This window comes from Arcobacter thermotolerans, from assembly GCF_983172305.1.
In genome coordinates, this window is sequence record NZ_CFAFZJ010000001.1 from 179,746 (window position 1) to 200,769 (window position 21,024).

General features: G+C 28.4%; 20 protein-coding genes and 3 tRNA genes. 8 read left to right on the top strand and 15 right to left on the bottom strand.

Annotation, left to right across the window (positions count from 1 at the left end; translation table 11 throughout):
* Positions 1-135 precede the first annotated feature (135 nt).
* The 4 genes from smpB to AC5LG6_RS01005 are packed head-to-tail and all read right to left on the bottom strand — an operon-like array spanning position 136 to position 4,309.
* The gene (gene smpB / locus AC5LG6_RS00990) at positions 136-594 is read right to left on the bottom strand and encodes an SsrA-binding protein SmpB (protein ID WP_066166436.1); all 459 of its coding nucleotides are present in this window, start codon (positions 592-594) and stop codon (positions 136-138) included.
* Between the two features lie 24 nt (positions 595-618).
* Entirely contained in the window at positions 619-1,386 is a 768-nt protein-coding gene (locus tag AC5LG6_RS00995) for a 4-(cytidine 5'-diphospho)-2-C-methyl-D-erythritol kinase (RefSeq protein WP_498585468.1), read from the bottom strand.
* Positions 1,379-2,245: a tRNA pseudouridine(55) synthase TruB gene (gene truB / locus AC5LG6_RS01000; RefSeq protein WP_498585469.1), complete on the bottom strand. Its 867-nt coding sequence runs from the start codon at positions 2,243-2,245 to the stop codon at positions 1,379-1,381. Before truB ends, AC5LG6_RS00995 begins: the two co-directional genes overlap by 8 nt.
* Before the next feature lie 9 nt (positions 2,246-2,254).
* A complete protein-coding gene (locus AC5LG6_RS01005; protein ID WP_498585470.1) occupies positions 2,255-4,309 on the bottom strand; it encodes an ATP-dependent helicase in 2,055 nt (684 codons plus the stop codon).
* A 114-nt stretch (positions 4,310-4,423) separates the two neighbouring features.
* On the opposite strand from AC5LG6_RS01005, the gene AC5LG6_RS01010 reads away from it, so the two are divergent.
* A complete protein-coding gene (locus AC5LG6_RS01010) occupies positions 4,424-5,320 on the top strand; it encodes a LysR substrate-binding domain-containing protein (protein WP_066157879.1) in 897 nt (298 codons plus the stop codon).
* A gap of 4 nt (positions 5,321-5,324) precedes the next feature.
* Here the strand turns inward: AC5LG6_RS01010 and mnmL are convergent, their stop codons facing one another.
* From mnmL to trxA, 5 genes are all read right to left on the bottom strand, one after another.
* Positions 5,325-6,290 (bottom strand): tRNA modification radical SAM protein MnmL/YtqA, encoded by a 966-nt coding sequence (gene mnmL / locus AC5LG6_RS01015; RefSeq protein WP_498585471.1) that lies wholly within the window; start codon positions 6,288-6,290, stop codon positions 5,325-5,327.
* Positions 6,290-7,636, bottom strand: coding sequence for an amidophosphoribosyltransferase (gene purF, locus AC5LG6_RS01020; protein ID WP_419233954.1), 1,347 nt, complete (start codon positions 7,634-7,636; stop codon positions 6,290-6,292). Before purF ends, mnmL begins: the two co-directional genes overlap by 1 nt.
* Before the next feature lie 14 nt (positions 7,637-7,650).
* A complete protein-coding gene (gene dapB / locus AC5LG6_RS01025; protein WP_081560512.1) occupies positions 7,651-8,424 on the bottom strand; it encodes a 4-hydroxy-tetrahydrodipicolinate reductase in 774 nt (257 codons plus the stop codon).
* A 4-nt stretch (positions 8,425-8,428) separates the two neighbouring features.
* Positions 8,429-9,358 (bottom strand): thioredoxin-disulfide reductase, encoded by a 930-nt coding sequence (trxB, locus tag AC5LG6_RS01030; RefSeq protein WP_066405289.1) that lies wholly within the window; start codon positions 9,356-9,358, stop codon positions 8,429-8,431.
* 212 nt (positions 9,359-9,570) lie between these two features.
* Positions 9,571-9,888, bottom strand: coding sequence for a thioredoxin (gene trxA / locus AC5LG6_RS01035; protein ID WP_066157896.1), 318 nt, complete (start codon positions 9,886-9,888; stop codon positions 9,571-9,573).
* A 197-nt stretch (positions 9,889-10,085) separates the two neighbouring features.
* Between trxA and alaS the strand changes: the two genes are divergently transcribed.
* Both alaS and AC5LG6_RS01045 read left to right on the top strand, forming a co-directional pair.
* The gene (gene alaS / locus AC5LG6_RS01040; RefSeq protein ID WP_498585522.1) at positions 10,086-12,641 is read left to right on the top strand and encodes an alanine--tRNA ligase; all 2,556 of its coding nucleotides are present in this window, start codon (positions 10,086-10,088) and stop codon (positions 12,639-12,641) included.
* Between the two features lie 10 nt (positions 12,642-12,651).
* Complete coding sequence (locus AC5LG6_RS01045) at positions 12,652-13,131, top strand: hypothetical protein (protein ID WP_498585472.1); 480 nt, start codon at positions 12,652-12,654, stop codon at positions 13,129-13,131.
* A 17-nt stretch (positions 13,132-13,148) separates the two neighbouring features.
* On the opposite strand, the gene AC5LG6_RS01050 is transcribed toward AC5LG6_RS01045, so the two are convergent.
* Together AC5LG6_RS01050 and AC5LG6_RS01055 are read right to left on the bottom strand one after the other, a co-directional pair.
* On the bottom strand, positions 13,149-13,859 hold the full coding sequence (locus tag AC5LG6_RS01050; RefSeq protein WP_066405293.1) for an SIMPL domain-containing protein: 711 nt from the start codon (positions 13,857-13,859) through the stop codon (positions 13,149-13,151).
* A gap of 2 nt (positions 13,860-13,861) precedes the next feature.
* A complete protein-coding gene (locus AC5LG6_RS01055) occupies positions 13,862-14,419 on the bottom strand; it encodes a hypothetical protein (RefSeq protein ID WP_066157907.1) in 558 nt (185 codons plus the stop codon).
* A 79-nt stretch (positions 14,420-14,498) separates the two neighbouring features.
* Between AC5LG6_RS01055 and AC5LG6_RS01060 the strand changes: the two genes are divergently transcribed.
* Entirely contained in the window at positions 14,499-14,927 is a 429-nt protein-coding gene (locus tag AC5LG6_RS01060) for a hypothetical protein (protein ID WP_498585473.1), read from the top strand.
* A gap of 10 nt (positions 14,928-14,937) precedes the next feature.
* Here the strand turns inward: AC5LG6_RS01060 and AC5LG6_RS01065 are convergent, their stop codons facing one another.
* From AC5LG6_RS01065 to ilvD, 4 genes are all read right to left on the bottom strand, one after another.
* A complete protein-coding gene (locus AC5LG6_RS01065) occupies positions 14,938-16,167 on the bottom strand; it encodes an ArsS family sensor histidine kinase (RefSeq protein ID WP_498585474.1) in 1,230 nt (409 codons plus the stop codon).
* Positions 16,164-16,841 (bottom strand): response regulator transcription factor, encoded by a 678-nt coding sequence (locus AC5LG6_RS01070; RefSeq protein WP_217222177.1) that lies wholly within the window; start codon positions 16,839-16,841, stop codon positions 16,164-16,166. Before AC5LG6_RS01070 ends, AC5LG6_RS01065 begins: the two co-directional genes overlap by 4 nt.
* A 12-nt stretch (positions 16,842-16,853) precedes the next feature.
* The gene (locus AC5LG6_RS01075; RefSeq protein WP_260876221.1) at positions 16,854-18,278 is read right to left on the bottom strand and encodes a Do family serine endopeptidase; all 1,425 of its coding nucleotides are present in this window, start codon (positions 18,276-18,278) and stop codon (positions 16,854-16,856) included.
* A 106-nt stretch (positions 18,279-18,384) separates the two neighbouring features.
* Positions 18,385-20,073, bottom strand: coding sequence for a dihydroxy-acid dehydratase (gene ilvD, locus AC5LG6_RS01080; protein WP_498585475.1), 1,689 nt, complete (start codon positions 20,071-20,073; stop codon positions 18,385-18,387).
* A gap of 188 nt (positions 20,074-20,261) precedes the next feature.
* On the opposite strand from ilvD, the gene AC5LG6_RS01085 reads away from it, so the two are divergent.
* The 4 genes from AC5LG6_RS01085 to AC5LG6_RS01100 all read left to right on the top strand — a co-directional run bounded on the left by AC5LG6_RS01085 (position 20,262) and on the right by AC5LG6_RS01100 (position 21,016).
* Positions 20,262-20,348, top strand: a tRNA-Leu gene (locus AC5LG6_RS01085).
* 9 nt (positions 20,349-20,357) lie between these two features.
* Positions 20,358-20,446 (top strand) — tRNA-Ser (locus tag AC5LG6_RS01090).
* A gap of 45 nt (positions 20,447-20,491) precedes the next feature.
* Positions 20,492-20,567, top strand: a tRNA-Cys gene (locus AC5LG6_RS01095).
* Positions 20,568-20,731: 164 nt separating this feature from the next.
* Positions 20,732-21,016, top strand: a complete 285-nt coding sequence (locus AC5LG6_RS01100; RefSeq protein WP_141051284.1) for a hypothetical protein — start codon at positions 20,732-20,734, stop codon at positions 21,014-21,016.
* Positions 21,017-21,024 lie beyond the last annotated feature (8 nt).

Consider the following 21,024-nt stretch of genomic DNA (forward strand, 5'->3'; position numbering starts at 1 on the left):
AGTCACAAAATGTCACTCATTAGCCAAAATAGTATCGAAGAAAAACTTAAACTAAACAAAAAAATTAACAATTAATTAACAAATTAGCTCTATTTATAAAGATTTTTAACAAAAAAAATCAAGATAAAAATTATCTTATTTATAAGATTTTACAGCTTGTTCACTCTCTCTTTTTAGAGTTTTTTCTTTTAAAACTTCTCTTTTGTCATGAAGCTTTCTCCCTTGGGCAGTTGCAACTTCAACTTTTACCATATTTTTGTCATTGAAATATAATTTTGTACAAACAAGAGTTATTCCATCTTTTGTTACTTTTGAGTACATTTTTGCTATTTGTTTTGAATGTAAAAGCAGTTTTCTTGATCTTCTTTCATCTGGTCTGTATGTACTATGAGTTGTACTTAAATGTGATATATGTGCATTTAAAAGAAAAACTTCCCCTTTAATTATTCGTACAAAACTATCTTTTAAGTTTACTCTTCCTTCACGTATAGCTTTTACTTCACTTCCTTCAAGCATAATTCCAGCTTCAAGGCTATCTAAAATTGTAAAATCATGAAATGCTTTTTTATTTTTAAATACTAAATTCTTTTTTATCTCTTTTTTTGCCACATAATTTCCTTATAAAATTTTGAAAAATGAGCTTCCACTTCCACTAAAAAACCAATTATCTTTTTCAAATTTCTTTAAATCGCTATTTAAATCCAAAGCTGGAAAATATAAATCATTTGCTTCATTTATACTAAATTTTTCTAAAATATCTTTTGAATTTGTAGCAAAAAGCTCTTTAACATCATCTTGGACTTTTTGGATATTTTCTTCTTTATAAAATTTTTCTCTAAAGTTTTTATATATTTTTCCTGTATCACAAGCAATTTTTGGTGTAATAACTTCAATATTAATTAACTCTTCTTTAAACTCTTCAACAATTTCACCAATTCCACTAACATTTGCACTATCAAATTCATATACAAAAAATGGTACATCTGCTCCAATATTTGAGCCAATTTTTGCTAATTCTTCTTTATTTAAATTCAAATTGCAAGCTTGATTTACCATATTTAAAAAAGTAGCACAATTTGAACTTCCACCACCAAGTCCTGCAAATTCTGGAATATTTTTATCTATTTTTACAATATTTTTTTTAAAAAACTCTTTTACTTCATCAAATTTTTCAAGTTCTTTATAAGCTTTATAAACTGTATTTTTTTCTAAAACACATGAGAAATTTCCCTCTATTGAAAAATTATCAACATCTTTTTTTATAAAACTAATAGTATCAAAAAGATTTTTTACTCTTACAAATCTTGAAGCTATTAGGTGGTAATTTTCTCTTATTCCAACAATTTTTAAAAAAATATTTACCTTTGCATATGATTTTTTAGTCATTTTTTGCCTCTATTTTTGAAACTTTATTTAATAAATATTTAACTTCACCATCTATTATTTCTATAATAGAAAAAAAGGTATCAAGCTCTATGATATATTTTCCATTCTCTTTTATACTCAAGTAATCTTTTGAAATTCTTTTACCAACTTCCAACCACTCTTTTGTTCCAGTATAGTTATTTTTTGGTAAATCTATAAAATCAAGTGGATTTAACTCTTTGTGATTTTCAAAATAAAATTTTCCTTCACTAACTCTTTCAAGATAACTCAAAGTTCCAACGCAAGCTATATTTTTTAAAAATATTTGTGCTAAAGAACGAATGTATGAACCTTCACTAACTTTTACTTCAAAACTTATAAAGGGATGATTGTATCTAATAAATTTTATATCAAATACATTCATAATTGAGCTTTTTAGCTCAAATTCTAATCCTTCTCTTGCAATTTCATAAGCTTTTTGCCCATTTACTCTTTTAGCTGAAAATTTTGGAGGTATATACTCTATTTCGCCTTTTAATTTTTCAATCTCTTTTTTTATAAAATCAGCTTCTAGTTTTTCTTTAATTACTATATCTTGAATTCTCTCAATGTCTAAAGATTCAGAAGTAACTCCAAGCCAAATAACAGCTTTATAAACTTTTGGAGTTTTTTCTAAATATTTAAAAAGCTTTGCGTATTGTCCAAATGCAACGATCAAACAACCTTTTGCAAAAGGATCAAGAGTTCCACTAAATCCAGCTTTTTTATTTTTATAAGCTCTTTTAAATCTATTTAAATAAAAATTTGAACTAATAAACATTGGTTTATTTACAACAAAAAGCTTATTTATTTCACCTTTTTCATAAACTCTTTTTTGCAAATTTTACCTTTAGTTTTTCTCTACAAAAGATGACAAAATATCTCTTTTTTGTCCACCAAAATTTATAGTAAGCTTATAATCTTTTCCAGCATTTACAGCTTTTTCAACTCTTCCTTGTCCAAAAATTTTATGGCTTACCATATCACCTTTTTTAAATCCAGAAGTTTTTTCTATAACTAAACTCCCTTTTACTAAACCACTTTCAACCAAAAATCTACTTTTATTTAATTGAGTTCTTTTACCTTTATAAAATCTTGAATGTACAAAAGATAGAGTTAAATTATCCATAGCTCTTGTAAATGCAACATATCCTAATCGTCTCTCTTCTTCCAAATCTGTGCCATCTCCAATAATTGGAAAAAATCCCTCTTCAAGTCCAATAATAAACAGATGTTTAAACTCTAAACCTTTTGAAGAGTGAATACTCATCATAGAAATAGCATCGTTACTATATTCATCATTTTGATTTTCTAATGCTATTTCATTTAAAAAATCTTTTAAATCTAAGTGTGGATTTTGTAAGAAAAAATCTCTTATATATCCATAAAATTCATCTATATTTGCTTGTCTTTCAAAACCATCTGGAAGATTATCATAAGAAGCTCTATAATCAAAAGTCTCTTCAAAACTATCTAAAAGTCTCATTTTTGACTGATTCATAAGCTCTCTTAAATCCAAAATTGATGCTTCAAAAACTTTTATAGTTCTTGCATTTTTCTTACCAACAATTGCACTTAATTCATCAGCATTTAAATTTTGGATCATATCAAAAATAGAACTATTTAACTCATTTGCTTTCTCTTCAAGTTTATCAATAGTAGTTGCCCCTATTCCTCTTTTTGGTTTATTTATAACTCTTTTTATAGAAAAATTATCACTTAAGTTTGTTAAAATTCTAAAATATGCTATTAAATCTTTTATCTCTGTTCTTTCATAAAATTTCATTCCACCAACAAGTTTATAATTAAGCCCTGCTTTATTAAATCCCTCTTCTAAAGAACGACTAAGAGCATTTACTCTAAATAAAATTGCAATATCTTTAGCTTTTTCATCTGATTGTAACAATTTTTTTATATCATCTACTATTTTTCTTGTCTCTTCATTTTCATCGTGAGATTCATAAACTTTTATTGAACTACCTTTATCTTTTGTACCTACAAGTTTTTTACCTAATCTATCTCTATTGTGCTCAATTAAAGCATTTGCATGGTGTAAAATAGTATCAGTTGATCTATAATTTTCTTCAAGTTTAACAATAGTTGCTCTTTTAAAATGTTCATTAAAATTCAAAATATTTTTAATTGTTGCCCCTCGCCATCCATAAATACTTTGATCATCATCTCCAACAACACAAAGATTATCATGGTTTGAGCAAAGAAGCCTTAAAAGTCTATATTGAAGCTCATTTGTATCTTGATACTCATCTACCATAATATATTGATACTTTTGACTTGTAGATTCTGCTAATTTTTGATTATTCTTTAAAATTTTATAAGGCAAAAGAAGTAAATCATCAAAATCTACAAGATTATTTTTTAACAAATGCTCTTCATATTTTTCGTAAATATCTGCAATTTCAGTATAAAGTTTCCCTTGAGCTTGGGATTTTACTTCAATTGGAGTCATAATAGAGTTTTTATATTTTGAAACTTCACTTACTAAAAGTGCTGTTGGTATCTCTTTATTTATTGATTTTAAAACTCTTCTTTTGTCATCACTATCAATTATTATAAAATTATTCTTTCTATTTAATTCACTTATATAAAATTTTAAAAAAAGAAGTCCAAATTTGTGAAATGTACATAAAAGTGGAGGTGTATTTAAACTATTTGTGTCTAAAAGAGAAAAAGCTCTGTCTCGCATCTCATTTGCAGCTTTATTTGTAAAAGTAAGCGTTAAAATAGTTTTTGGATCTATTCCAATCGATATTAAATAGGCCAGTCTAGTTGTAATTGTTTTTGTTTTTCCACTTCCAGCACCTGCTAAAATCAACAAAGGACCATCGATATGTTGTGCGGCACTTTTTTGTGAATTGTTTAGTGATATTAATAAATTTTCAGACATTTTTTCTCCAATAGTTTAGATTATACCATAAAATTTATAAAAATATTATATCTCTTAATTATTCTATATATAAATAAATGTTATCATTTTGTTAATTTATTTTTGGAGAATTTAATGCTCAATGATTTTGCTAAATTAGAGACTTTTTTAACTGTTGTAAGAGAGAAGTCTTTTTCAAAAGCATCCGCTAAACTAGGTATTTCTCAACCAGCTGTTACTCAACAAATGAAGTTTATAGAGGATTATCTAGATGTTCAAATTGTTGATAGAAAAAAAAATGGTATTAAACTAACAAAAGAGGGTCAAATTCTTCATGGAATTGCTTTAAAAATTGAAAAGTGCGTTAATAGTGCCGAAAAAGAACTTTTAAAAATAATGAATAAAAATACAACTTTTGTTTTTGGTGCTAGTTTTATAATAGGAAATTATATTCTTCCTAGGTTTTTGAATAATCTTAAAGAGAATATTCATAATGATGTATCAATAAATGTATCTGTTTCACATGAAGCAATAGAAGATTTACTAGATAAAAAAATAGATATTGCACTTGTTGAAAACTATATTGCAAACGATGAGATTATTTATAGAGAGTGGATGGAAGATGAAATAGTAATATTCTCAAACCAAAAGCTTCCAGCACGTGCAAAACCTGAAGATTTATTATCTTACAAATGGATTTGTAGAAATCCTGAGTCAAATACAGGGTCAATTTTTAAAGAGTGTCTTGAAAAAGCAAACTATCCTGACTGCGATACATTTGAAGTTACAAGTGAAGTTACAAGTGCTACAACTATTGTTCAAACTGTTTTACACTCTGATAAAAATGCAACTCCTGCTGTATCTATTGTTTCAAGAAATGCTATTGAATCACTACTTAAGTCAGGTGCTTTATATGAATCAAGAATTGGCAATCAAAAAATGCTAAGAAAACTATATATTGCATATAGAAAAGATAGAAAACATGACGCTTTTATAGAAAATGTTGTGGATTATTTATTAAAAATAAAATAATATATTAATAAATAAACCCTTTCTCTTCTAGCGCAACTCTTATATTTCTCATCTGTTGGTGTTTATTTTTACACCATAAAGGTGATAAAAGTGTATCATCGTCTATTCCTGCTGTTACTCTTTGAACCGATACATTTTGTGGTAAATTAACAATAGATTTTACAACCGTATCTATATATAACTCTTCACTTATTGGAGTAAATCTTCCTTTTTTAAACTCATTTGTAAGAAGTGTATTTTTTACAACATAAAGTGGGTGAAATTTAATACTATCAACTTTCAAATCAATAGTTTGTTTAAATGTTTCTAACATCATTTCTTGGTTCTCATCTGGTAAACCATAAATCAAGTGTCCACAAACGTTTAAGCCTTTTTCTTTCGTTCTTCTTATCCAATATCTCATATTTTCAACATCATCTGCACGATTTATTTTATCTAATGTTGTTTGAAAAAAACTTTGAATTCCATACTCTATCCAAATCTCTTTTTGCTTAGATTTTTCATATAAAAAATCAAGAATTTCATCTGTCACACAATCTGTTCTTGTACCAATACTAAGTCCTATAACATCATCAAAACTAAGAGCTTTTTCATATAAAGATTTTAATGTTGATAAAGTTGCATAAGTATTTGTAAAAGATTGAAAATATACTATAAATTTTTTTGCTTTAAATTTATTTTCTAACCTTTTTTTTGTTGCAATAAACTGCATCTCAAGTTGTTTTAATTGGTTTTCTAAAAATGGATTATGCTCAATATTTGGATTCAATTTAAATTTAGTTTTTTTCTCTTGTAGATTTGGGCTAAAAGAGTCATTTTCACAAAAAGAGCAGCCTCCTTTTGCTTTTGTTCCATCTATATTTGGACATGTAAAACCTGATATAGATATTGGGATTTTATATACTTTTTCACCAAATTTGTTTTTGAAGTATCGACCAATAGTCAATACCTCTTTTAAATTTTTACTCATTATGCTTTTACGAAATAGTCTCCATCAAAACTTTCAAGTGCATAGTGTCTATCATTTCCAATTGCATTTACTAAATCATCTATTGAAAGATACTCTAAACTGTCAGCTTCAATATATTTGCAAACTTCATCTTTTGTCATTTGAGTTGATATTAACTCCTCTTTTGTAGGAGTATCTATTCCATAAAAACAAGGAAATTTTATCTCTGGACTTGCAACTCTAAAATGAACCTCTTTTGCACCTGCTTCTTTTAACATTTTAACTATTCTTTTCGAAGTTGTTCCTCTTACAATTGAATCATCAATTACAAGTAAAGATTTTCCAGCAATAATTGAACTCATAGGACTTAGTTTCATTTTAACTTTTAAGTTTCTCATCTCTTGAGTTGGTTCTATAAATGTTCTTCCAATATAGTGGTTTCTAATAATTCCATATTTAAAAGGAATTCCACTTTGAGCTGCATAACCAAGAGCCGCAGGAACTCCACTATCTGGAACAGGAACAACCATATCATATTTTATCTTGCTATTTGCATCATTAATAGCTAGAGCTTTACCCATGTTTTCTCTTGTTGTATAGACATTTTTACCATCAATTACAGAATCTGGTCTAGCAAAATATACATACTCAAATGCACATGGTCTAAATTCTGGTTCAAAAAGTTGAACTGATTCAATATCATCTTCTTCACTAAATATTAACATCTCACCAGGTCTTACATCTCTAATAAATTCGGCTCCAACTAAATCAAAAGCACAAGTTTCACTAGCAACTATATATCCACCACTTTTTAATTTTCCTAAAGACAGAGGTCTAATTCCATATCTATCTCTTATTACAAACTGTTTGCTTCTACTTTGAACTATAAAACAATATGCACCAACAGTTCTATTTAATGCCTCTATAATTCTATCTTTTAGATGATCTTTTGTATTTTTTGCTATTAGATGAATAAGATTTTCCGTATCCATTCCTGTTTGAAAAATAGCACCTTTATCTATCAAATCATTTCTTACTTCATCTTTATTTATAAGATTACCATTATGAACGATTGATATTTGACCTAATTTATATTTTGCATAAACAGGTTGAGCATCTAAAACAGAATCACTTCCAGCTGTTGCATAACGATTATGACCAATTGCCATATTTCCTTTTAAGTAAGTTAATGCTTCTTCATTAAATACTTCAGAAACCAAACCTCTATCTTTTTTTGTATATATTTTACCATCACAAGATGATGAAATTCCAGTTGCCTCTTGACCTCTATGTTGCATTGCAAAAAGAGCTATTGAAGCTAATCTTGCAGCATTATCATTTCCATAAATTCCTACTATTGCACACATTGTTGATTTCCTTATTATAGACCTAAAGCATCATTGATTGAGTAAAGATTTGCATCTTTTTTTACAAGCCATTTTGCAACTTTTAACGCACCTTTTGAAAAAGTATTTCTAGCAGTTGCTGTATGATTTAACTCTAAAAATTCTCCATCATTATATAAACCAACTGTATGCCTTCCAACTATATCTCCACCTCTTAAAGCCATAACTGCAATTTCATCCTTAGTTCTAGCTCCAATTTGACCATCTCGACCAGAAATTCTAACATCATCTAAATCCAAATCTCTTGCACTTGCTGCATGTTCAGCAAGTGTTAGTGCAGTTCCTGATGGAGCATCTACCTTATGTTTATGATGTTGTTCAACAATTTCAATATCAAAATCTCTTAATGTTTTAGAAGCAAGAGCTACAAGTTTATTTAAAACTGCAACTCCTAAACTCATATTTGTAGCATATAAAATAGGTACAAGTTTGCTAGCTTCCAGAAGTAAGTTTTGCTGGTGTTTACTTAATCCAGTAGTTGCAATTACTAATGCTTTTCTTTTTCCACCTTCAATAACAGCAGTTAAAAGCTCTTCCGTTGCAACTGGACTTGAGAAATCAATAATTACATCGCTTTGCTCAAATAAAATATTTATATCATTTGTTACAACTGTATCTTCTGGTAAAATTTTTTCAATTTTATCAAAAACATGAACGCAAGCTAATTTTGCTTCTTTATCATTTTTTAAATCATCTATTAGTAGACTTCCAACTCTTCCAGAACTACCCAAAATACCTATTTTAATCATCTATTTATCCTAAATATTCAATTATATCAACTGCTGCTGTTGCACCATCTGCTGCTGCACAAACAACTTGTTTAGCTGCATCAATTCTAATATCACCAGCTGCCCAAAGACCTTTCGTAGTTGTTCTCATTTTTAAATCAACAACAACTTCTCCACTTTCTATCACATCACATAAAAATGAACCATCAGCTTGTTTTAGTGGAGCATTTAATACATTTCTTCCAACAAAAACAAAAACTCCAGGAGTTGGTAAATCTCTTATTTCACCTGTTTTATTACATTTTACTTTAAGACCTAAAACTCCACTGTTATCACCATAAACTTCTTCAACTAAAACATTTGTAACTTCTTCAATATTTTCAGCATTTTTTATATGAGCTATTGTACTAGGAGCTGCTCTATATGTATCACGTCTGTGTACTAAATATACTTTCTTACACATTTTTGATAAATAGTATGCCTCTTCTAAAGCTGAATCTCCACCACCAATAACTGCAACTTCTTTTCCTCTATAGAAAAATCCATCACAAGTTGCACAAGTAGAAACTCCTCTTCCAAAAAATTCATCTTCTCCTTTAAATCCAGCACGTCTTGGAACTGAACCTGTTGCCATTAAAACAGCTTTTGCTTCAAACTCTCTATTGTCATTTGTTAAAATTTTAAATGTATCACCATTTTTTGTAATAGTTTCAACTTGTGCCATTTCATGTTTTAATCCAAATTTTTGACACTGTTCTGGCCAAGATGCCATTAAATCCATACCTGTCATAACAGCCCCTTGTCCTGGGTAATTTTCTATCTCACTTGAACCTGTAATTTGACCACCTGGCATTCCCATTTCAAACATTACAACATTTGCCAAACCACCTCTAGTAGCATATAAACCTGCTGTAAGACCAGCTGGTCCTCCTCCAATAATTGCTAAATCTAACATTTTAAATCCTTATTTATAATTATATTATCTAACCATAACCCATCTTAAAAGAGAATGGTACTAAAAAATTTTGTAAGCTAAAATAAAAGTGCAAACAAAACTAAGGAAAAATTTTATCATTTAATATTTTATATCTATCTTAAATTGTTTAAAATTAAAAAAAGGAAGATGCAAAACACCTTCCTTTAACCCCTTTAAAATTTTAATTCAAATTATAATAAAGAGTTTATTTTATCTGTTAATGCTTGTTTTGATGTAGCACCAATTAGCTGATCAACAACTTCTCCATTTTTCATAAAAATAATTGTAGGAATTGATCTAATTCCATATTTTACTGCTAAATCTTGCTCTTCATCTGTATTTACTTTACAAATATTTGCTTTTCCTTCGAAATCTCCTGCTAACTCATCAATAACTGGAGCAATCATTCTACAAGGACCACACCAAGGAGCCCAAAAATCTACTAAAGATACACCTTCTTTTGTAGTTGCATCAAAATTTGCTGATGTTAATTCAATATATTTACCCATTTTTTTATCCTTATTATTAATTTTTTAAACCATATATAAACCTTTTCTTGTATATCTACAATTAAAGTTCAAAGATTTTATCTATAAAAACCTTAAATTTTGTTTTATTGTTAATATTTTTTACTAAGATTACTAATCAAGAGTAAATAATATTTTTGATAAAATGTAAAAAATTTTTATAGATGGAAAATAGTATAATGGATATAAGAAAAGAGTATTTAGAGTTTTTTAAAAGCAAAGGTCATGAAGTAATCTCTTCTATGCCTTTGGTACCAGATGACCCTACTTTGATGTTTACAAATGCAGGGATGGTTCAATTTAAAGATATTTTCACAGGTAGTATTCCAGTTCCACAAAACCCTCGTGCAACATCATGTCAACTTTGTATTAGAGCTGGTGGAAAACACAATGACCTTGAAAATGTAGGTTATACAGCACGTCATCATACACTTTTTGAAATGCTTGGGAACTTCTCTTTTGGTGATTATTTCAAAGAAGAAGCTATTGCTTATGCTTGGGAATTTATTACTAAAAATATTGCTTTACCTAAAGAAAAACTTTGGGTTACAGTACATGAAAGCGATGATGAAGCTTTCGAAATATGGACAAAACATATTGATTCTTCAAGAATTTTAAGATTTGGCGATAAAGATAATTTCTGGTCAATGGGAGATACAGGTGCTTGTGGTCCTTGTAGTGAAATTTTTTATGACCAAGGGGAAGAGCATTTTTCTAGCCCTGAAGATAAAATGGGTGGAGATGGTGATAGATTTTTAGAGATTTGGAATCTTGTATTCATGCAATATGAAAGAACAAAAGAAGGTGAACTAATTCCTCTTCCAAAACCATCTATTGACACTGGAATGGGTTTAGAGCGAGTTATTGCAATAAAAGAGGGTGTATTTAATAATTTTGACTCTTCAAACTTTAAACCTATCATTGAAACTTTAGAAAAAATTGCAAACAAAAAAGCTACTAAAGAGAATATTGGCTCATATAGAGTTATTGCGGACCACTTAAGAGCAACTTCATTTATGCTATCTCAAGGGATACTTTTTGGAAATGAAGGCAGACCTTATGTTTTAAGAAGAATTCTCAGACGAGCTATTAGACATGGTTATTTAATAGGTCTTAGAAAACCATTTATGGCACAACTTGTTGATACGTTGGTTGATATTATGGGCGGACACTATGTTGAATTAAAAGAGAATGCAAACTATATAAAAGAGCAATTAACACTTGAAGAAGAGAGATTTTTCAAAACAATTTCTGCAGGAATTACACTATTTAATGATGAGTTAGTAAATACTAAAGATATTTTTAGTGGAGAAGTTGCATTTAAACTATATGACACTTATGGATTCCCTCTTGATTTAACAGAAGATATGCTAAAAGACAAAGGTCTAAAAGTAGATTTAGATAAATTTGAAGAGCTTATGACAAATCAAAAAACTATGGCAAAAGCTGCTTGGAAAGGTAGTGGAGATAGTTCAAATGAAGGTGATTTTAAAACTCTACTTGAAAAATATGGTTTAAACGAGTTTGTTGGATATACAAATACTACTTTTAATTCAAAAATTTTAGCTTTACTTGATGAAAATTTTAAAGAAGTAGAAACTTTGGAAAATCAAATTGGTTGGGTACTTTTAGATAAAACTCCTTTTTATGCAACTAGTGGTGGACAAAATGGAGATATTGGAGCAATCGAATTTGAAGGAAAAAATGCAGTAGTACTTGAGACTTCAAAATTTCATAATCTTAACTTATCAAAGGTAGATGTAAAAGATACAAAATTAAATAAAAATCAAAACATTGAAGCTGTTGTTATTAATAGACACGAGGTTGCAAAACATCATAGTGCTACTCACTTACTTCAAGCTGCTTTAAAAATGGTTTTAGGAGATAGTGTTTCTCAAGCTGGATCATTTAACGATGCAAATAAACTAAGATTTGACTTTACATACCCAAAAGCCTTAACAAGTGAGCAGATAAATGAAGTTGAAGATTTAGTTAACTCTATGATTGCACGATCATTAAAAGGTCAAGTTGAAGAGTTACCTTTAGAGATTGCAAAGAAAAAAGGTGCAATTGCTATGTTTGGTGAAAAATATGGTGAAGTTGTAAGAGTAGTTAGCTTTGGTGAAGATGTTTCTGTTGAATTTTGTGGAGGAACTCACGTAAAAAATACAGCAGATATTGGAAGTTTTTATATCATAAAAGAGTCTGGAGTAAGTGCAGGAATAAGAAGAATAGAGGCTGTTGTAGGAGCAAGTGCATTTAAATATACAAAAGAGCAGATAAACAAACTAAATGAACTTCAAGCTGAGATTAAATCAAATGATTTAATTGCTGGTGTTAAAAAACTCAAATCTGAGATAAAAGAGCTTAAAAATCAAATACAAAATTCACAAAATCAAACTCAAGCTCCAATAAATGAAGAAATTATTGGTGATACAAAAGTTGTAGTTTGTGTTATTGAAAATGGTGATTTAAAGAAAATTGTTGATGATATGAAAAATGCAAACGAAAAATTAGCAATTTTACTTTTACAAGCAAAAGATGACAAAGTTTTAATCGTTGCTGGAAGTAAAAATACAAATATTAAAGCTGGTGATTGGATTAAAAATATCGCTCCAATCGTTGGTGGAGGTGGTGGTGGAAGACCTGATTTTGCTACTGCTGGTGGAAAAGATATAACAAAAATTGAAGAGGCAAAAATTGCTGCTTTAACTTATGCAAAAGAGAATTTATAAGGATTAAAAATTGAGTGAATTATTTAATAATTTTTCAACTTTAATTATTTTTCTTCATGTAATCTCTGCTATAGTTTGGATAGGTGGAATGATTGTAATTAGATTTGCAGTTCATTACTCTATGCAAAATATAGAAGACCCAAAGATAAAATTAGGAAGAACTCTAGAAAATCTAAAAAGATTTTTTTCTATGGTTATTCCTTCTATTATTATGCTTTTAATTACTGCTATTATTTTGATTTTAGCTTTAGATTTTAAAGATACCGAGCTATACAAATTTGTAATTGCCAAAGAGATTATTTGGTTTATTATGACTCTTATTTTTATAATTATTTATATAAAAAGAGGCAAAGCTCAAAAAGCTTTTAATGGTGGGGATTTTTTAAGTGCTAAAAATCAGCTAAATCCATTGGCAAAATATCTTATTCCAATAAATATATTTTTGGGAATTGTTGCTGTTATTTTAGGAATTACTTTAAGAGGATTTTAATCCTCTTAAAAACTATTTTAATCTGCTAAATAGTACTCAATAGTAGAAACTATTCTAATATTTTTTATGTGATCACTATTTTTATCACGACTTGCAACTTCAAACTGACCTTGACTAGCCTTTTTAATTTTTCCTAATTTACTATTAGAATCTTGTGCAAACTTTTGTGCAACTGCTCTTGCATTTGAAGTTGCTTCTTCAATCATACTAGGTTTTATTTCATTTAATTTTGTGTAAATATACTCTATTTTACTATCATAATCATCTGTTTTAAAAAGAACACCTCTTTGCGAAAGTTCTGATAATTTACTATTTAAAGCTCTAATTTTTTCAACTTCTGTACTATAAATATTTATAACCTTTGAAGCCAAATATCTCATAGCAAAATCTTGATTTGAAAACTCATTTGCCATCTTATCAACTATTGAAACTGCACCTAAAGTTATATCTTCATCTTTTAAGCCATTTTCTTTCAAGAATTTTATAACTTGGTTTGTATCATAATCAATTTTTTGTATCAAAGCCTCTAAATCATTACTTGTTTGTGTCATTTTTATTGGCATTATTACAACATTTGCTAAAACTTCTTTTTCTGATAAACCTTTTACTGTAACTGTTCTATCCAACTCTTTAAATTTTACAATTCCATTTGCTATAAAAAACCCTAAACCAATTAAACCAAAAAAAAGGAATATTCCTAAAATAAATGATGAACCTCTACTTTGCATTTTTACCTCCCGAAATCTGAACTATCTTTTGAAAAATATGAATAAAAGAAATTGAATCTAACCAAACTATTAAAATAATCTGTATCTAATCTAGGTCTATTTAAATATAAATTTTCGTAAGATTTATCATAATTTCTTATCAAATCTGTAGAGTAAACTCCACTATAATCTATCATTAACTTATCTTCAAAAACCTTATATTTATTAATTATATTTACATAATATAACTCATCTACCAAATAAGTAGATATTTCAATATTCTCAAACTCTTTCTTCTCAACCACTTTATATGATTTTGCCTTAATTGTATCCATAAATAAAGATACAAAATAACCTCTTGCCATTCCATTCCACTTACAAGAGCTATCAAGACTTATATACTCTGTAAATATTTTTCCATATTTTATATCATCACTTAAACTAATATATGAAAAATTAGCACATCTATCATAGGTATTTTGTTTTTTTATATTTGTAAACTCATCTTGAATTAAATTTGATTTAACCGAACATGATGTAAAAAACAAAGATAGCAAAATAATATATAAAAATCTAAACATTTTAAACTCCTTTAGGAATTAAAATTTTACTCTTAAATAGATTTTAATATAATAAAGTATTTAATAAAAAAGAGTATTTATGACATATGAAGAGTGGTTTTTAAACCAAGCAAAATTACACAAAACTATTATGAACAAACTTGAAGACAAATCAATAGATGAGATAATTGAATATTTTAAATATGATAATATGAAAAAAAACGAGCCAGATTTTTGTCCTTTATATAACTTAAATAAAAAATGCCATGAGATGGAAGATTTAAACTGCTATTTATGTGCTTGTTCATATTTTAGGTTCAATGATAAAGGTTTAAAAGATGTAGATGATAAAATATTGTACTCTTATTGCAGTATCGATTCAAAAAGTGGTTCAAAATTTGTATCTGAAAACTCTATACATCATGATTGCTCTAACTGTATAATTCCTCATAAAGAAAAGTTTATCAAAAAAAATTTCAATAAAGATTGGCTAGAAATAATGAAAGATGTAAGAGTAGATAAAAATTAAAATTTTTAAATTAACTATTATTTAATAGCTTTATAATAAAACAATTTTTACCATCAACATACTCATAATCCAAAGAAAATTTATGTAGATTTACAATAGCTTTAACAATATAAAGTCCTAGTCCAAAACCGCTACTTCTTTTATCCTCTTGATAAAAAGCATCTGTATAAAAAGAGAGTTCATTTTTCAAAGGCTCACCTTGTGATATTACTTTTATAAAACTCTTATTTGCTTCTATAATTGCTTTTTTATTTGTTGAAAATTTTATTGCATTGTCTATGAGATTTTTTAAAGCAATTGATATCATATATATATCAGCTTCAAACCAAAAATCCTCTATTTTTTGCTCAATATTATCTGGATTTATAAGCATTAAATCTGTTGTTTTTTTAAAAATTGATAAAAAATTTATCTTCTCTTTATAAATCATAGTGTTTTTTGAAGTAAGTTTTTCAACAGTTGCTAGTTCTTTTATAATATCATCCATTCTTCTAAATGCTCTTTGAAGATTTTCTCTTGTTTTATCATCTTCTAAAGTTTCAGCAATAAACATAGCTTTTGTAATAGGAGTTTTAAGTTCATGCATCATATTTCTCATAAACAAATCTTTTGATTTTGATTGATTATTTATAATATTTATAGCTTCATTAAAATTTTTAGCAATTGTGCCTACCTCATCATTACTTTTATATTCCAATTTTATATCTTTATTTCCATTCGAAAATTCAATAATTTGTCTATTTAAAAGTTTCAGCGGTCGCAATTTTTTATTTAAAATTTCATATAAAAATATAAATATAATCAAAGAAAGAACAAATCCAGCAATTATAAATGCAAAATTGTAGTTATGATGTTTTGTATCTTTTAAAATAATATTGTAGCCATATCGTTGCACATATATGTAATACATATCATCAAACCTATAAACTCTATAGGTTCCAAGATAATTTTGTGTAATTTTTAACTCTTGAGCATTGTTTATAATCTCTAGTTTTCTATCTCTGTCTTCTATTGGTTTTACATTGAATTTTTTATAAAGTTCATTTAATCTTTGAGCATTTGGATGGTCTTGAAAAAGTATTAAAAAATTTTCAGCAATCATCTCATATCTATTTTGTAAACTTAAATCATGTCTCTCTTTGTCATATCTAATAAACATAGCAAAGGTTAAAAAAATGGATACAAAAGCTAATGTAAAAATTATATTTACAAAAGTTGATATAGAGATATTTCTTATCATATTAACTGATAACCAATACCTCTTACTGATTTTATATATTGTTTAGAGTTATCTATATTTGCTAACTTTGTTCTTATTCTTGAGATGATGACATCTATATTTTTTAAAGATGATTCATCTTCTATATTGTCACTTGTATAAATAAAATCTTCTCTTGAAACAACACCATGATTTCTTTGAATAAGAAGTTTTAAAATATCATATTCAGCCAGTGTCAATACCAAAGATTCACCTTTAAAAAGAATTTGCATATCACTCTCTTTTAGCTCAAAAACTTTATCTTGTTGTGATTTTTTATCATCAAGTTTATTATCAACTCTTTTTAAAATTGTTTTGATTCTAGCTTGTAACTCTCTTGGATTATATGGTTTTGGTAGATAATCATCAGCACCTCTTTCAAGACCCATAACTTTATCTAAAATATCATCTCTTGCGGAACTTATTATTATTGGGATTTGAGATTTTTCTCGTATTTTTGGAATAAGCTCCAAACCATCAATTTCAGGTAAAGTCAAATCTAAAATCAAAAGCTGATACTCTTTGCTTAAATTCAACATAGATAGTCCATTATATGGACTATCAGTTGTAGTTACTTCTATATCAAATGATTTTAAATAATCCGTAATGATTTGAGCTAGCTCTAAATCATCTTCAATCATAAGTATTTTAATAATAATTTATCCTTTTTATTGAATTACAAACATAAGCGTTTGCCCATATCTATTTATGTAAACTCGTTTATGTTGATTATTATATCTTTTTAATGCTGTTTCTATATTTGAATAATTTTTAATTTCAACATCTTCTATTTGAATAATAATATCACCTGCTAAAAACCCAGATCTTTCAGCTTTTGATTTTGGTTCTACATCTGTAATTAAAATTCCCATGCTCTCAAGTGGTAATCTATATTTTTTTATCATCTCAGCATTTATTGGACTTATTTTTAATCCATTTAAAATTGTATGGTCACTATCTGGTTGAACTCCTGAAATTATTGATCTATCAGCCAAAACTATCTCGACAACTATATCTTTTTTATCTCTTTCAATTTGAAGCGTAACCTTTTCATTTGGTTTAAAAGATGCAATTGCGTTTTGTAAGCTATTTCTATCTTTAGTCTCTTTACCATTTATTGAATAAACTAAATCTCCTCGTTTTAAACCATATTTTGCTGCTGGAGTATCATTTGAAATATCTAAAATTATAGCTCCCTCTTTTCTTTTATAAACTTGTTGGCTATCTTTGTCTAAATCAACAATTACAACACCCAGATACCCTCTTATAACTTTTCCATCACTTACAAGTTTACCAACAACATCTTTTACCATTTCAACAGGAATTGCAAATCCAATACCATCATTTCCACCACTTTTTGATAAAATTGCCGTATTTATTCCAATTAGTGCACCTCTACTATCAACCAAAGCTCCACCACTATTTCCAGGATTTATTGAAGCATCTGTTTGAATATAATTTTCATATCTATTGATTCCTACTCTATTTTTATTTAGTGCAGAGATAATTCCCATAGTTACAGTATTTCCAACTCCAAAAGGGTTTCCAATAGCAAAAGTAACATCACCAACCAATAAAGAACTAGAATCACCTAATTTAATAGGTACTAAAGGCTTATTTATATCAATTTTTACAACAGCAAGATCACTATCACTATCTTTTCCAATTAGTTTAGCACTATATTCAGTTGGATCATCACCTATAGTTACATTTATCTCTTCAGCATTTTCAATAACATGATTATTTGTTACAATATATCCATCTTTTGTTACTATAACTCCAGATCCCAAAGATCTTTGAACTCTATTTTGTTTAAATTGATTTGAAAACTCTTCACCAAAAAATTTCTTGAAAAATGGGTCATCAAACATCTGTAAAGGTAAAGTATCAACATTCGGATTTACACTTCTTTTTGCAGAAATGTTTACAATAGAACTAACAGAAGATTTTATACTATTACCAAAAGATAAAATTTGATTTGGCTGATTTGGATTAACTCTTTGAGGATTTTTTTCCATCTCTTCAAATTCAATATTTTTTGCAAGCAAAGAGCTAGCCAATAGTATAGTTGTAAAGAAAAGTTTTTTGTTCACTTTTAAATCCTTAATCATTAAAATTTATATTTAGAAATTTAACCTATCAATGTAAACTATTTTACAATGATAGGTTAATCAAGAGTAAATTTAACAAGCAAAAAAATTATAAATCTGTTTTTAATAACGCTCCACTACTTGCATTTGTAACTAAAGCTCTATATTGACCAAGCCAAGATGATTTTATAGGTTTTTTTATTGGTTTGAAATTTGCTTTTCTACGTGCTATTTCATCATCACTTAAATCAACGCTTAAAATATATTTATCAACATCAATATTTATAATATCTCCATCTTGTAATAAACCAATCATTCCGCCTTCAGCTGCTTCTGGGCTAACGTGTCCAATACTAGCACCTCTTGTTGCTCCACTAAATCTTCCATCTGTAATAAGTGCAACTTTATCACCAAGTCCCATTCCCATAATTAAACTTGTAGGTGCAAGCATCTCTTGCATTCCAGGACCACCTTTTGGACCTTCATATCTAATTACTACAACATCACCAGCTTTTACTTTTCCTCCAACTATTCCTTTTATAGCTTCAGCTTGCCCATCAAAACAAACAGCTTTTCCACTCATAGCTCTAGCTCCTGTAATTCCAGCAGTTTTTATAACTGCTCCTTGCTGTGCTAAATTTCCATAAAGAATAGCTAATCCACCAACTTCAGAGTAAGGGTTATCTATAGTGTGAATAATAGTAGTATCAAGAATTTTTGAATCTTTTATTCTCTCTTTTAAAGTTTCACCTGTAACTGTAAGATTATCTAAAAGAATATCATCTCCTCTTTTACTCATTTCATGCATAACGGCACTTACTCCACCAGCTTTATTTATATCTTCCATATGAACAGTCGTTAAAGATGGTGATATTTTTGCAATATGTGAAACTCTTTTTGATATGGCATTTATATCTTCAAGGTTAAAATCTACTCCAGCCTCTTTTGCAATTGCCAACATATGTAAAACAGTATTTGAACTTCCACCCATTGCCATATCAACAGCAAAAGCATTTCTTACGGCTTTTTCATTTAAAATATTTTTTAATCTGAACTTCTCGCTGTTTGTTTTATCAAGAGCTAATTCACAAACCCTTTTAGCAGCTTTTCTATATAACTCTTCTCTCTCTTTTGTAAGCGCTAGAATTGTTCCATTTCCAGGCAATGCAATTCCCATAGCTTCCATAAGAGTATTCATAGAGTTTGCTGTAAACATCCCAGAACAACTTCCTCCACCTGGACATGCATTACACTCAATATCTTTTAACTCTTCTTCACTGATTTCTCCAGCTTCAAACTTTCCAACCGCTTCAAAAGCAGTTGCCAAATCTATTGGTGTTCCATCTTTTTTATAACCTTTTTGCATAGCTCCACCACTTACAAAAACAGTTGGAACATTTACTCTTAAAGCACCCATTATCATACCAGGAACTATTTTGTCACAATTTGGAATTGCTATCATTGCATCAAGTTTATGAGCATTCATAACAGTTTCAATAGAGTTTGCAATTAATTCTCTACTTGGTAGTGAAAAAAGCATACCATCATGCCCCATAGCAATTCCATCATCAACTCCAATAGTGTTGAATTCAAAAGGTACACAACCATTTTTTCTAATTTCATCTTTTATGATTTTTGAAACTTTATCTAAGAAAAAGTGTCCTGGAATAATCTCTATAAAAGAGTTTGCAACTCCAATAAATGGTTTATTAAAATCCTCATCTTTAAGCCCTGTTGCTCTTAAAAGAGATCTATGTGGTGCTCTTGAATAACCTTTTTTTACTTCATCACTTCTCAATTTCAATCCTTTTAAACTTGTAAAAATAAATATTAGTGATTATACAAATATTCATTTTCAATCTCTATTAAATAGTATAAAAATTAAAATTTTTAAATTTTTTTAAAAAACTCTTGACAAATAAAAAAAAAGCTACTATAATTCCAGTCCAATTTAAGTGAAAGCTTAAAAAGGTTCTTAAATTTTGTGCGAGTGTGGCGGAATAGGTAGACGCGCGGGACTTAAAATCCCGTTCCGGTTTCGGAGTGTGAGTTCGATTCTCACCATTCGCACCATTAAGTTGTAGAGGATTGACAGAGTTGGTCGATTGTACCGGTTTTGAAAACCGGCGAGGTGAAAGCCTCCGAGGGTTCGAATCCCTTGTCCTCTGCCACTCTTTTTTATAAAAGTAAATACACAAAAATATCATAATTTTTTTGGAGCTATAGCAAAGCTGGTAATGCCTCGGATTGCAAATCCGACATGCGTTGGTTCGAGTCCGACTAGCTCCTCCATTTTCAAATTTCCACATATCATAATTTATATATTGTTAATTAATTTTTGGACCACTTTTAAATTTTTTAAAAAAGATTAATTTATTACACAATTATTTCACAAATATTTTGATATGATTCCGCAATTTGTTTTAAAAACAAAAAATTACATAAAAAGGTTTAAAATGAAAAAAGTATTATTATCATTAGCAGCAGCATCTTTATTATTTGTAGGTTGTACAGAGGATAAAAAACCAGCTGAGACAAAAGTTGAAGCGCCTAAGACTGAAACTGTAGCACCAGCTCAAGAGAAAAAAGAAGAGGTAGCTGCTCCAAAAGAAGAGACAAAAGAAACAGTAGCTAATACTGAAGAAAAAGAAGTAAAAGCTACAGAAGAAGATAAAAAAGAAGAAGCTGAAACAACAAAAGAAGAATCAAAAGAAACAGCAACTGAAGCTGACAAAAAATAATTATAAAA